General features: G+C 63.2%; 11 protein-coding genes. 6 read left to right on the forward strand and 5 right to left on the reverse strand.

All coding sequences use genetic code 11. The features are described 5' to 3' along the window. Nucleotides 1-301 precede the first annotated feature (301 nt). From QMA15_RS10870 to QMA15_RS10880, 3 genes are read left to right on the forward strand one after another with little or no spacing between them, the layout of a single operon-like run. Entirely contained in the window at nucleotides 302-1,297 is a 996-nt protein-coding gene (locus QMA15_RS10870; protein WP_060939283.1) for a TauD/TfdA family dioxygenase, read from the forward strand. After that, the gene (locus QMA15_RS10875) at nucleotides 1,294-3,615 is read left to right on the forward strand and encodes an arylsulfatase (protein WP_092764728.1); all 2,322 of its coding nucleotides are present in this window, start codon (nucleotides 1,294-1,296) and stop codon (nucleotides 3,613-3,615) included. Before QMA15_RS10870 ends, QMA15_RS10875 begins: the two co-directional genes overlap by 4 nt. Nucleotides 3,616-3,630: 15 nt before the next feature. After that, nucleotides 3,631-4,380 carry an SDR family oxidoreductase gene (locus QMA15_RS10880; RefSeq protein WP_003942076.1) on the forward strand — a complete coding sequence of 250 codons (750 nt, stop codon included), beginning with the start codon at nucleotides 3,631-3,633 and terminating at the stop codon, nucleotides 4,378-4,380. Between the two features lie 19 nt (nucleotides 4,381-4,399). On the opposite strand, the gene QMA15_RS10885 is transcribed toward QMA15_RS10880, so the two are convergent. The 4 genes from QMA15_RS10885 to QMA15_RS10900 all read right to left on the reverse strand — a co-directional run bounded on the left by QMA15_RS10885 (nucleotide 4,400) and on the right by QMA15_RS10900 (nucleotide 9,093). Continuing rightward, nucleotides 4,400-5,161 carry an ESX secretion-associated protein EspG gene (locus QMA15_RS10885; protein WP_029254829.1) on the reverse strand — a complete coding sequence of 254 codons (762 nt, stop codon included), beginning with the start codon at nucleotides 5,159-5,161 and terminating at the stop codon, nucleotides 4,400-4,402. Further along, nucleotides 5,158-6,693, reverse strand: a complete 1,536-nt coding sequence (locus tag QMA15_RS10890) for a hypothetical protein (RefSeq protein WP_279163253.1) — start codon at nucleotides 6,691-6,693, stop codon at nucleotides 5,158-5,160. Before QMA15_RS10890 ends, QMA15_RS10885 begins: the two co-directional genes overlap by 4 nt. 127 nt (nucleotides 6,694-6,820) lie before the next feature. Beyond that, nucleotides 6,821-8,017 (reverse strand): Ig-like domain-containing protein, encoded by a 1,197-nt coding sequence (locus tag QMA15_RS10895; protein WP_029254827.1) that lies wholly within the window; start codon nucleotides 8,015-8,017, stop codon nucleotides 6,821-6,823. A gap of 32 nt (nucleotides 8,018-8,049) precedes the next feature. Beyond that, the gene (locus QMA15_RS10900; RefSeq protein WP_020906754.1) at nucleotides 8,050-9,093 is read right to left on the reverse strand and encodes a UDP-N-acetylmuramate dehydrogenase; all 1,044 of its coding nucleotides are present in this window, start codon (nucleotides 9,091-9,093) and stop codon (nucleotides 8,050-8,052) included. 74 nt (nucleotides 9,094-9,167) lie between these two features. Here QMA15_RS10900 and QMA15_RS10905 point away from each other — a divergent pair, with 74 nt between their 5' ends. The 3 genes from QMA15_RS10905 to QMA15_RS10915 all read left to right on the forward strand — a co-directional run bounded on the left by QMA15_RS10905 (nucleotide 9,168) and on the right by QMA15_RS10915 (nucleotide 11,038). Continuing rightward, nucleotides 9,168-9,665: a DUF2505 domain-containing protein gene (locus QMA15_RS10905; RefSeq protein ID WP_019744408.1), complete on the forward strand. Its 498-nt coding sequence runs from the start codon at nucleotides 9,168-9,170 to the stop codon at nucleotides 9,663-9,665. A 76-nt stretch (nucleotides 9,666-9,741) separates the two neighbouring features. Beyond that, nucleotides 9,742-10,242, forward strand: coding sequence for a DUF2505 domain-containing protein (locus QMA15_RS10910; protein ID WP_019744409.1), 501 nt, complete (start codon nucleotides 9,742-9,744; stop codon nucleotides 10,240-10,242). 7 nt (nucleotides 10,243-10,249) lie between these two features. Then, complete coding sequence (locus QMA15_RS10915) at nucleotides 10,250-11,038, forward strand: class I SAM-dependent methyltransferase (RefSeq protein ID WP_290284400.1); 789 nt, start codon at nucleotides 10,250-10,252, stop codon at nucleotides 11,036-11,038. Between the two features lie 70 nt (nucleotides 11,039-11,108). Here the strand turns inward: QMA15_RS10915 and QMA15_RS10920 are convergent, their stop codons facing one another. Next, nucleotides 11,109-13,142, reverse strand: coding sequence for an Ig-like domain-containing protein (locus QMA15_RS10920; RefSeq protein ID WP_283569199.1), 2,034 nt, complete (start codon nucleotides 13,140-13,142; stop codon nucleotides 11,109-11,111). Between the last annotated feature and the right edge of the window lie 49 nt (nucleotides 13,143-13,191).

The following is a 13,191-nucleotide window of genomic DNA, read 5'->3' on the forward strand; positions in this document are numbered from 1 at the left end:
CGACCGCGAAATCAGCTTTTGCGCTGGTCAAGCGAAGAGAAAGACAGGAAAGGCGCAGAAATTAGCTGCAGAAAGAACGGCGGCGACAACACAGCTCTCGCGCCAAGGGCAGACGCGAACCAAGCGCAGCGGTCACATAGGTGACCCGCAAAGCGGCAGGCTGGTCGGTCGACATGGCTCCAAAAGTAGCAGCTTCACCGAGATTCACAAATCAGGTGCGGTAACGATCACACTGACCACAACCCTGTCGAGGCGGATTCTCGCGTGTTTGGGTGGGTGCACTCCCCACGAAAGGTGCACCATGTCTACAGCTTTCGCCAAGCCGACCCTCACGGACGCGGCATCAACGAACGGGGCGGCTGCCGGCGCCGCTCGCGGCACTGTCACCCCCCTCGGCGCGCATATCGGCGCCCGAATCGACGGAATCACTCTCGGCGAGCACCTCGATCCGGCGACGATCTCACTCATCCGACAGGCGCTTCTCGAACACAAGGTGATCTTCTTCCGCGGACAGAACCACCTCGACAACGATTCGCAGTACGAGTTCGCCCAGCTGTTGGGCACCCCGACCACTGCCCACCCCACGGTGAAGTCGCACGGCGCAAAAGTTCTGCCCATCGATTCGGACCTGGGCAAGGCCAACAGTTGGCACACCGACGTCACCTTCGTCGATCGCATCCCCAAGGCTTCGATCCTGCGCGCGGTGCAGCTACCCGAATACGGCGGTTCCACGACGTGGGCGTCAGGGGTAGCCGCGTACAACGGACTGCCGGATCCACTCAAGGCGCTCGCGGAGAACCTCTGGGCTCGCCACACGAACGTCTACGATTACGCGGCCACCAGCGCCGAGCGTCTCACCGAAGATCGCACGTCCGCCTACCGCGAGGAGTTCCAGTCAACGTATTTCGAGACGGAGCACCCCGTGGTGCGTGTCCACCCCGAAACCGGAGAACGCACGCTCGTCCTCGGACATTTTGTCAAGAACTTCGTCGGGTTGAGCACCGAACAGTCGAACGGTGTGTTCAAGCTCTTGCAGGATCACGCCATCAAGCTCGAGTACACGACGCGCTGGAACTGGGAAGCGGGTGACGTCGCGATCTGGGACAACCGGGCCACCCAGCATTACGCGATCGCAGACTACGACAACCAGTACCGGCGTCTGGAGCGCATCACACTTGCCGGCGACATCCCGGTCAACATCCATGGGGAACGAAGCCGCAGTATCGCCGGCGACGCTTCCGAGTATTCGGTTATCGAAGGTGCAGTTGCGGCAGAAGGTGCCTCGAACAACTCATGACTCACGCAGATTCCGCCCTTCCGCCGCACGCGCGCGGTTACGAAGGCTTCGAGGGTCGAATCGGCCGAACCGCAGCCGATTCGACCCCGGCGTGGCCCACAGCCACGACCCCGGCTCTCGGATCACCCAACATCGTCGTGGTTCTGATCGACGACATGGGATACAGCGACATCGGACCGTTCGGCTCCGAGATCGAGACTCCCACCCTCGACCGCCTTGCCTCGCAGGGCATTCGAATGACCAACTATCACACGACGCCCCTCTGCTCGCCGTCGCGCGCCGCGCTTCTCACCGGCCTCAATCCGCACCGCGCCGGGTACGGATTTGTTGCCAACGCCGATCCGGGATACCCCGGACTGCGTCTGGAATTGGCCGACGACGTCCAGACACTCCCCGAAATCCTCCGCGGCGCGGGCTATGCGACCTATGCGGTGGGCAAGTGGCATCTCGTGCGCGACGCAAACCTCGCCCCGGGACGAAGTCGTGACTCCTGGCCGACACAGCGTGGATTCGATCGCTACTACGGCTCACTCGAAGGACTCAACTCCTTCTACTACCCCAATCAACTGATCTCCGACAATTCTGTGGTCGACGTCGACGAGTATCCCGAGGGCTACTACCTCACCGACGATCTGACCGACAAGGCTGTCGGGTACATCAAGGACCTTCGCGCCCACGATCAGGACAAGCCGTTCTTTCTCTACTTCGCACACGTCGCCATGCACGGACCCTTACAGGCCAAACCCGCCGATCAGGCGAAATACCGCGGTCGCTACGACGAGGGCTGGGATCGAATCCGCGAGTCGCGGTTCGCCTCTCAGCTACTGCAGGGACTCTTTCCGGAGGGGACACGACAGGCACCGCGTAACTCCGAACCCGGGTTCGACGTGCCCGAATGGGATTCGCTCACGCCGGAGGTGCAGTCTCGGTTCGCCCGCTACATGGAGGTGTACGCGGCGATGGTCGACTCGATCGATCAGAGCGTCGGACGCATCGTCGACACCCTGGACGAACTGGGCGAACTCGACAACACGATCATCGTCTTCACCTCGGACAACGGCGGCACCGCCGAGGGCGGTTCGGACGGGACTCGAAGCTACTTCGCGCAGTTCGCACATATTCAGGATCCGGACTGGGTGGGCGATGTCCCACACGACGAATCCCTCATCGGCGGACCTGAATTGGGCGTGCACTATCCACGTGGATGGGGGCAGACGTCCAACACCCCCTTCCGGTTCTACAAAGGGCAATCCTTTGCCGGTGGGATCCGTGTTCCCTTCCTCCTGTCCTGGCCCGCGGGATTGAAACCCGAAGCGGGCGACAACGGGATCCGCGACCAGTTCGCGTATGTCACCGACCTGACGCCGACGCTTCTCGAACTGGCCGGAATCGAAACCCCCACCGTGCGAAACGGGCTGCCTGTCAAGGAGTTCGACGGCGCGTCGAGCGCGCCGGTTCTGCGTTCACCCACCGCTCCGAGTACCCACACCGAGCAGTACACCGAGGTGACCGGAATCCGCGGCTACTACAAGGACGGATGGAAACTGCTGGCGCTCGCTCCAGCTGACATCGACAAACCGCACTGGCAATTGTTCGACGTCCGAGCCGACCCGACCGAGCTCGACGACCTCGCATCACGGTTTCCCGACAAGGTTCGCGAACTCGCCGAGGCCTGGGACCACTCGGCGTGGGCGAACACCGTGTTTCCTCTACTGGGCAATACCGTCGGCGCGGTTCGCCGTCCGGAGGAGGAGGCACTCTCACGCCCGGTGCGACTACTTGCGGGAACGCCCCCACTGGAGCGCTACCGCTCATCCAAACTGATCGGGTTCCGTGACTTCGACATCACGATCGAACTCGACGGTTACCGCGAAGGCGACGCCGGCGTCCTTGTCGCCCATGGGGATCCACAAGGTGGATATCTTCTCTACGTCGAGGACGGCAACCTGCATCTCGGATACAACGCCTTCGGTTCCTACTCCGTGGTCGATGCGGGGCCATTGCCGGTCGGCACCAAGCAAATCGACGTGTCCGTGGCGGTGTTACCGCGGTTGCGTTGGGATCTCCACGTCAGCGTCGACGGCATTCACGCGGGCCAACTGCTCGGGCAAGTACAACTGGTCGGGATGGCGCCGTGGACCGGCATCTCGGTCGGGGTCGACGCCAGAGGACCTGTGTCGTGGGAAGTACGACGACGCCACGGACCATTCCGGTACAGCGGCGCGCTGCGCGCCGTCACCTACACCCCTGGCCCGGTCAAGGTACCGCGTCGTCACATCGAATCCATCGAACGGGAGGCAGAGTATGCCGCCGACTAGCCCTACGATTGCATCATGACCATTTCTTCCGATGCCCGCATCGCCGTAGTCACCGGAGCCAGCTCCGGAATCGGTGAGGCCACCGCCCGCACCCTGGCAGCTCAGGGATTCCACGTCGTGATCGGTGCTCGCCGCGTCGATCGTCTCGAGAAGATCGCCGAGGAGATCGGTGGTACCGCTCTCGAACTCGACGTCACCGACGAGGATTCCGTCGACGCGTTCGCGGCCGTGGTCCCCCGTGTCGACGTGTTGGTCAACAACGCGGGTGGTGCAAAGGGTCTGGCAACAGTCCTGGACGCCGATCTGGACGACTGGCGGTGGATGTGGGAGACCAATGTCCTGGGCACGTTGCGTGTGACGAAGGCACTGCTGCCCAAGCTGATCGATTCGGGTGACGGTCTGGTCGTGACCATCACCTCGGTGGCCGCGCTGGAGGCATACGACAACGGCTCGGGCTACACCACCGCCAAACACGCTCAAGCCGTCCTTCATCGGACATTGCGCGGTGAACTGTTGGGTAAGCCCGTTCGACTGACCGAAATCGCGCCGGGAGCCGTCGAGACGGAGTTCTCACTCGTCCGGTTCGAGGGCGATCAGGACAAGGCCGACAAGGTGTACGAGGGAATCACACCGTTGGTAGCGCAGGACATCGCCGAGATCATCGGGTTTGTCGCGTCCCGGCCGTCACACGTGAACCTCGATCAGATCATCGTCAAGCCGCGGGATCAGGCAAGCCCCGGTCGGTTCCATCGCACCACCAGCTAGTTCGAATCGCACCGAACAGCTAGAGCCTCGGGCGAATCGACTGACGGAGGACGGAGTCGAGATTGCGTGCAATCTCGGCCTCCGTCACTTCCGCGGAAGCGCCGCGGGCACTCACGGTTTCACCCGCAGTGATGATGTACCGACCGTCGCCGGCATAGTCGTACCAGTGGAATGTTATTCCGTCGTCTGTCGGCCTGCTGTCGACGGCTCCTCCCGGGTATGCGGTGACTTCACCGATCGAGGTCCGCTCTCGGCCGAAGAATCTGCTCACTTCCTCGCTCCCGCGCGCACCGGCTGCGCTGCTCAGAAAGCTCTGCCTCCCGGCAGTTTTCGGCCTTTCGATGTTCAGGCCACGCTCCGATCCAGCGGGGCAGGTCGGCAGGTGATCGACGAGCATCCGCGGAATTGCCGATGGGCGTGCCACGGTGAAAACCACGTCGGAGCCACAGTCGACAGTCCTGCCGGGCAGTTGAGTCAGGAGCACACCCAGGTCGCCGGCAACAACACCGTGCAATCGCGTCACCGTACTCATCTTCTGCCCATGGAAACCGGAAACCTCCACACGAGCATCAGGATTCGCAAGAGCACCGAGAACGTGATGCAGCCGATCGTCGAGCACGGCAGACAGGTGCGCTCCCGCTCGACGTCGCGCCGCTGTCAACTCGATCATGGTGTCGGCCGCCGGACGAAACCGCAGCGGGTACGGGAGTCGGTCACGTCCGACCGCTTCCCAGAGAATCTGGAATTCGAGGCCGGTGAACTGCCATTGCATGGTGGTCATTCGCCCAGTACCGCCGGGGAGACCATGGGTAGGTCGCCGATCAGGGCGTTACCGTTCTCGACGGTGACGAGGTAGCCGGGGGTGTCGTGAACGTTGTCTTCGTCTTGCCCTTGCCCTCGTCCCGGTGCCATGCCGCCGACGCCACCCATCGCGCCCCGACCGCTCTGCGCGCCCGTCGCCGAAGTACCGCCAGTTCCGTTGACTCCCCCACGTCCGCCACCGGCGAGGCCACCGCCGCCGCCAGGGCCGCCAGGTCCGAGGGCTCCACCTGGCCCGAAGCCGCCGGTACCGATTCCACCGGCAGAACCTCCACCCGAACCGCTACCCACCAGGCCTGACGGCACGCCGGAACCGAGCTGAGCACCATTCGGAGTTGCACGGGCAAGGCCATCCGGCGCTGCACCGGCGGACAGTGGACCGGCATGTGCCGCGGTGGTCCCGGCCGGGCCGGAATCGTTTGCGGACCGGGCGGCGTCGGCACCGGAATTCCCTTGGGTGTCAACACCACTACGGTTGTCACCATTTCCGGAATTGGGGCCTAAAGGGTTCTGACCGGAACCGTCTCCGGCCGGATTTGCACCGCCGGAGTTTCCACCGTCCACTCCTCCACCAACTCCGCCACCCGACGCCGATGGCGCGCCGAGCCCGTTCCCCGTTCCCGAGGCCATACCTCCGCCGGAACCACCACCACCGAATACGCCGCCACTTCCAGCCCCGCCACTTCCAGCCCCGCCACTGCCGGTGACCGGATTGAAAGCGGCCGGGAGGATCGGCACCTGGTCGTCCGCACGCTTCATGTACGGCAGATACACGTCCTTCATCACCTGGCGCGCTTGACGTTCGGCTTCTTCCGCTTCGTATTGGGCCTGCTTCCACGTAGCCCCGGGAACCAGGCTGAGAAACCTCTCGACCGTCGAGGCGCCGTCGGGTGCCGGAATCGAGCGTTTGGCCTCGTCGAGTGCGATCTTCGCCTCCTCGATCTTGTTCGAGATCAGATCGACCCGCACCTTCAGCTCACCCGCATCAGCCGAGTAGGCCAGCACTGCTTCCAACGCAGCCGAGCCGCCGCGCCCCTGCCAGCCTTCGGTGATTGCACCGTTCACATCGTTCTGGAACTTCCCGATGCCAGATTCCACCCGGCCGGCAATGGCCTTCCAGGCCTCACCGATTGCACTCAGGGTTGCCGGATTCATCTCGTTGACGTGGTTGAAGATTTCGGAGTGCGACATCGCATCGAAAGGATCGTCGTCCACGATTGCATGTTCGCTGTACTCGAGCGATGACGTCTGGGCCGTGAGGGCATCGCGCTCACCCCAGGCTCGTGCGCGCTCTGCATCGGCGTCGGCGGTCGCAACAGCCATCTCGTCGTCGAACGCGCCGCGGTCGTCGGTTACGGATTGCACCAGAGCAGATGTAGCGATTGCGCTCGCGATGGGAGCGCCGACAACTGGCAACGCCGCCACGCCGGACGGGACGGCATGCGTCGCTTCGGAGATCCTGCCAAGCACATCTTCCAGAAATGGAATGCCCACCGCTGCCCCCTGACGTCGAAATCCCCGTCAGACTCCCCCGAGCCGACAGCGCTTACCTGTATTGACGCAAGCAACGCCCGGATGGTTCCGCTCGTCGACGGATTTCTCGGTTCACAGCAGTACAGACTTACGCCAGTGCAGACATCGACTTCCAGGTCGGCAAATCGATCGCCCAGTCGTAGATGTCGCCGTCCGCAGGCGACAGGTCGATCGACGTGCCGGTCACCTCGACGGGGTCACCGTAGAGGGCGGTTCCGAAGTATTCCTGCGCGTCGGATGTCGACAGGTTGATGCAACCGTTCGTGACGTTCGACGAGCCCTGCACCCCGGTGGTCTCAGGATTGGCGTGGATGAATTCGCCGTTGTTGGAGATGCGCACCGCCCAACGCTCACGCACGTTCTCGTAGAACGGCGGATTGGACATCATGAAGTCTTCGTACTTCTCCGTCACCATGTGAATGCCACTGCGCGTGACGTTTCGAGGTTCGTTTCCCTCGCCGTAGCTGACGGGAATGTCCATGATCGTCTGACCGTCTCGCACCACCTGCATGCGGTGGCTCGGCGCGTTCGCCTTCACGATCTGGCTACGACCGATCGTGAAGTCGAGCGTGAGATCCTGGTCGCCGTACGCGCCACCGCCGTAGTTCAAGCCGTAGAGCTTGGCGTCCAGATGGACAGTTGTGCCCGGCACCCAGTAATCGGCCGGACGCCAATGGGCCCGTGACCCGCCGTTGTCGTCGGCCAGCCATGCCCACGATCCGGCGGTGGGCGGCACGGTGGTCACGACAAGCGCCTTCTCGACGGCCGCCTTGTCGACGACGGAGTTGTCGAACTGCAACGTGATCGGTGCCGCGATACCAACTTCCTGGCCGTCGGCGATATTGAGGGTGGCGCCGGTGGTCGACTCCGGGGCGACCGTCGTAAAGCTCCCCTGCACTGGCACGGATTTGCCGTCGGTTCCGGTTGCCGAGCCCGACCACGAATACGTGGTGCCGTAGCCGAGTGCCTCACTGACGGTGAACGTCGTCTTGTCAGGCGAGAGTTGTCCGGCGACGGCCTTACCGGCCGCGTTGCTGAGATTGACGTCGGCCAGTGTTCCCTGGGTCACCGCAACCGAGACGGGCGCGACCGGGCTGACGTCTTTGGTACCGGGTGCCGGCGTCGACACCACGGTCGCAACAGGTGCTGGTTCGGCGGCCGCCGCACCGCCCTGTCCGTCCTTGCCACCGATCGTGCAGCCGACAGCGGCCACCATCACAGCGAGCAATACAGCTACCAACGCAACAAGACGCGAACGACTTCTCCGACCACCCAGCTCATGCACTTCAACAGGCTACCTGCGGGCTCCGTCAGGAATCAGATGGTGAAGCCCACAGTTACCGGTTCCGGTTCAAGGTGGACACCGAACGCGGCTTCGACGCCGTCGCGAACCGTCCGCGCGAGCGAGACCACATCCGCGCTCGTTGCCGACCCTCTGTTGGTCAACGCCAAGGTGTGTTTCGTCGACAGCCTGGCCGGTGCATCTTCACCGGGATAACCCTTCGAGAATCCGGCCCGTTCGATCAACCATCCGGCCGAGAGCTTGGTTCCACCACTGCCCGGGAACTGCGGCACGGTGACGTCTCCGAGCTGTTCGGTTATTGCTCCGAGCACAGCGGGCAGCTTGTCGTCCGGCACCACGGGGTTGGTGAAGAAGGAACCCGCGCTCCACGTGTCGTGGTCGTACGGATCGAGCACCATCGCCTTGCCTGTCCGCAATCCCAGAACCGCCTCGCGGACCTGCGACGCAGGCAACCGCTCGCCTTCCTCGGCCCCGAGTGCGGTGAACAGTTCGCGGTACGCGAGCGGGGCGCTCAATCCGTCGGTCGACGCATCGAATTCGACGGCGAGAACCACTGCTGCATCGGAATGCTTGAGAACACTCGACCGGTAGCCCAACTCGAGTTTCGACGGTTCGACCCACGACACTTCGCCGCTGCGTCGGTCGAGCAATTGAACCTGCCGGAGCCGCGAGCCCACCTCGACGCCGTACGCGCCGACGTTCTGAACCGGCGTCGCACCGGTCGAGCCCGGAATCCCGGACAGGCATTCGAGGCCGCCCAGTTCCGCGGCGACGGATTGGCCGACTACTTCGTCCCACACTGCGCCCGCTTCGGCGATGACGCGGTCCGTGTCGAGGCTCACGGTGGTGTTGGCCACACGAACGACAACTCCGTCGAATCCCGCGTCCGAGATCACGAGATTCGATCCGCCGGCGAGAATCAGCGTCGGGATCTGCTCGCGATCGAGCAGCGTCACGACGTCGATCAACGACTGCGTCGTCGGGCATTCGGCGAGCAGCCGCGCCGGTCCTCCGATTCGGAGCGTCGTCAATCCCGACAAGTCAACGTTCTCGGACACGAAAGCGCCTGATTCCACGACGCGTCTGCCAATGGTTACGTCCCACACATCGATAAACGGTAGCCTCCACAATCGTGAGCCGTCGCATCGAGCATTCGTCGAAGTACACAGTCCCCGCCGAGAAGGTCCATGAGGCGGTGACCTCCGAGCAGTACTGGCGCGACCGAATCGTCGCTGTCGGTGGTCCCGGCGCGGCGATCGAAGAGCTGACCGTTCGCGACGAGACCGTCGCGGTCACGATGTCGCAGATCATTGCTGCCGAGCATCTCCCGAGCATGGTGTCGAAGGTCGTCAACGGCGACATCGTCATCAAGCGCAGTGAGACGATGGCTCCTTTCAAGGACGGCAAGGCCACTGGCACCTTCTCCGCCCACGTCGACGGTGTTCCCGCCCGTATCGAGGGCACGCAGGTCCTGACTGGCGACGAGAACTCCGCCACTCTCGAAATCGAGGGTGAGGTCGAGGTCAAGATCCCGTTCCTCGGCGGAAAGATCGAAAGCGCGATCGTCGACGAGGTTGTCCGGCTCATCCAGGCCGAACAGGACTTCACCCGGGAGTGGATCGCGAAGTAAAATCCTGCGGGCGGCGATAGTTGTGGATACGGCCAATTTGGCTTGTCACAGCGCGTAACAGGTATTCTTTCCGATCATGGCTCGCCGCATCGACTACTCCGCCCGCTATCAGCACTCCCCCGAGCAGGTCTACGCGGCACTGGCGGACCGCTCGTACTGGGAGGCCCGCGTCGAGGAGATGCGCAAGCATTCCGAGAACCATGTGGAACATTTCGAGGTCACCGATTCCGGAATCGATCTCGTACTGCACCACATTCTTCCGCGCACCGATTTGCCGGACATTGCTCAGACGGTGATGAAGAAGGATCTGGTCATCACGCGCAAGGAGTCGTACGGCGCCTTCGGTGACACCGTGACCGGAACGTACGAAGCGTCCATCCCGGCCGGGCCGGGGAATCTGTCCGGGACCATGGAATTGTTCGCGACCGATACCGGGTCCACGCTGCGAACCACGTCCGAGGCGAAGGTCTTCATACCGTTCATCGGCGCGAAGTTGGAACAGCTCATGCTCATCAACCTCGTCGATCTGTTCCGCACCGAAGCCCAGGTCACGGCGACCTGGCTCGCCGCACGCTGAATCCGGCGTGAAGAAGGCTCCACCCCCGAAGATCGAGGGGGTCATCACCCGTGGCACGACGGGGATCAACAGACTGCGACGAAGTGACCGGTGGATCGTCCACAACCGCACTATCGCGCACGCCCTGAACAACGCGGCCGATCCGTTGATCGTCGACCTCGGGTACGGGGCGAGGCCGGACACCACCTTCGAGATGGCAAGCCGCCTCACCGCTGTCCGGCGGGATCGACGCGTCATCGGGCTCGAGATCGCCCCCGCCCGCGTGGTCGAGAGTCGTGACGGTGTCAGCTTCGCCCGTGGCGGATTCGAACTGGCCGGTCTCACACCCGTTTTCGTACGCGCCTTCAACGTCCTCCGGCAGTATCCGGAAGACGCCGTGGACTCTGCGTGGGCGCACATTCAGTCCGGCCTCGCCCCCGGCGGACTGCTACTCGACGGAACCTGCGACGAGCTCGGAAGGCGTTGCGCCTGGGTGCTTCTCGACGCCGATCGTCCATTGACCCTGACACTGGCCTGGGACCCCTTCGACATCGAGCGTCCTTCCGACATCGCAGAACGTCTCCCGAAGGCTCTCATTCACCGCAACGTTCCAGGTGAGCCGATCCACGCGCTGCTCAGCGCGGCCGATCGAGCCTGGGCCACCGCTGCGCCACACGCCTCGTTCGGACCTCGACATCGATGGGCTGCCGCATTGGAAATTCTTCGGGCGCAAGGAATTCCCGTGCAACCCGCGCGACGACGTCTTCGCGACTGCATCCTGACGGTGCCATGGCGTGTCGTAGCGCCGAACCCCTGAACTCGCAGACGGGAAACGCCTCGCCGCGGAGGAGGTCTCCGCGGCGAGGCGTCTGTGTGCAGGCGTCGGGCTAGGACCCGAAGATGTTTTCCAGGCTTCCCAGCGAACCTGTCGAACTGCCGCCGTTGCCGGGATCGCCGCCGTCGGGCTCTGCCGTGACCTTGACGGTAACTGCGGCCTGGGTCTCGGAACCGAGGTAGCCGTCAGTTCCGCTGAACACCGCGGTGATTCGGCGATCTCCGAGTTCGGTGAAGGTGTGCGAGAGCGTGGCCTTACCGTTCACTACCGCAACCGGTCCACCGATCGGGGTGGTTCCGTCCATGAACTGAACGGTTCCTGCGCTGAGCGTAGGTGCCACTGCCGCAACGAGATCAACCTTCGCGCCCTTGACCGCTGACGCCGGAGCGCTCACGGTGATGGACGTTTCCTGATCCTCCGCGGCCGGAGCCGTGACCGAAACCGAGTGAGCGGCCGAGGTAGAGGTGAGGAATCCTGTTGCACCCGAGTAGACGGCCGTGATGTCGTGAGTACCGACGCTCGCGAACTCGTGCATGATCGACGCCTTGCCCTCGACGACCGGCACCGGCGAGCCGAGATTGCCCGAGCCGTCCTTGAACTGCACTGTGCCGCCCACCGGCGTCGGCGTGACGGTTACGGACAGACCAACTGCCGTACCGGTTTTTGCATCCGCCGGAACGGTCAAGACCGTCTGGGTCTGCTGGTCGGTGGGAGCCGGCGCCTTGACGTTCACGGTCTGGGCGTTCGATGTCGAGCCCAGGTAGTTACCCGAACCCGAGAACACTGCGGTGATGCTGTACTCACCCGCCACGTTGAAGATCGGCGTGGTTGTCGCTTTTCCGGTTGCGTCCACGGGAACCGGGGAGCCCAGATCCCTGCCACTTTCCTTGAACTGCACGGTGCCACCTGCAACACCGGTCGAGACAGAGGCAGTGAACGACAATGCCTCACCGGTCGACGCCGTCGACGGGCCGACGAGGGTGGTCGTTGTGTTCTCCTCGACCACCACCGGAGCGACTGTCAGCGCATGCGGCGCCGACGTCGAAGTCTGGTAGACACCGGAACCGGAGTACACCGCCACGATCGAATGTGCGCCTTCTGCATAGGAATTCGCCAGTGACGCCTTGCCGTTGGCGTCGACCGCAACAGCGCCGCCGAGGTCGGTTGCACCGTCTTTGAACTGCACCGTGCCACCCGCCGGAGTAGGCGACACCGTAGCCTCGACGGTCACGGACTCACCTGCAACTGCACTTGCGGGACCGGTGATCGCGGTTGCAGTGCTCTTGTCCGCTTCGGACACGACGACGTCGACAGCTGACGACGTGGAGGTCGCCACCTTTGCATTACCGAGGTACTTGGCCGTCACGCTGTGGGTTCGGACGTCAGCCGGTGTCCAGGCAAGTGTTGCAACACCATTGGCGAGCGCGCCCGCACCGATCTTGGAACCTGCGTCGAAGAACTCCACCGAATCACCGTCGGCACCACCGGTCACCGTCGCACTCAACGTCACCGGCTGCCCCACCTGAGCGCCACTGACCGGTGACACGGCCGTCGTCGAGACGTTCTTCTGAACATTGATCGACGGGCCACGACCATTCGTCGTGTCGTCAACGAACACCGTCCCGTCGAAATGCACCGTCGTCGACAAATTGGTACCACGAGCACAATCCGCGCCGACGCGATACTGGAATTCGAACGTCTTGACGTCACCGCCCCACATCGGCCACTCCGTAGCACCCGCACTCAACCGAACAGAATCAGTAGCCACCTCGTTGACACGGAACGCACTACCGTTCACCGTCGCCGAACCATCGACATACGTCATACACGCCGGATGAAAATCGCGCACCGCATACAGATTGTGAACCCCAGCAGTTCGCTTGAACACCGTCTTCGACGTGATCACATCACCCTCGGACGGCGTGCCGTTACTGATCGTCCGAGTCACCTTGTACCCATCGGAATTGAACTCAGCCGTCACCGGAGCCGCACCCGCAACCCCGACACCCGTAACCGCCGCGAAACCCGCAGCAACAGCAAACACACTCAAACCTGCAACTGCACGACGTGCAGAACCTACAGACATAGATTTTCCTTCTCGAGAAGTGAGGGATATGGGTGATGCCCCACCACCT

Source organism: Rhodococcus sp. APC 3903 (assembly GCF_030407755.1).
GTDB lineage: Bacteria > Actinomycetota > Actinomycetes > Mycobacteriales > Mycobacteriaceae > Rhodococcus_F > Rhodococcus_F erythropolis.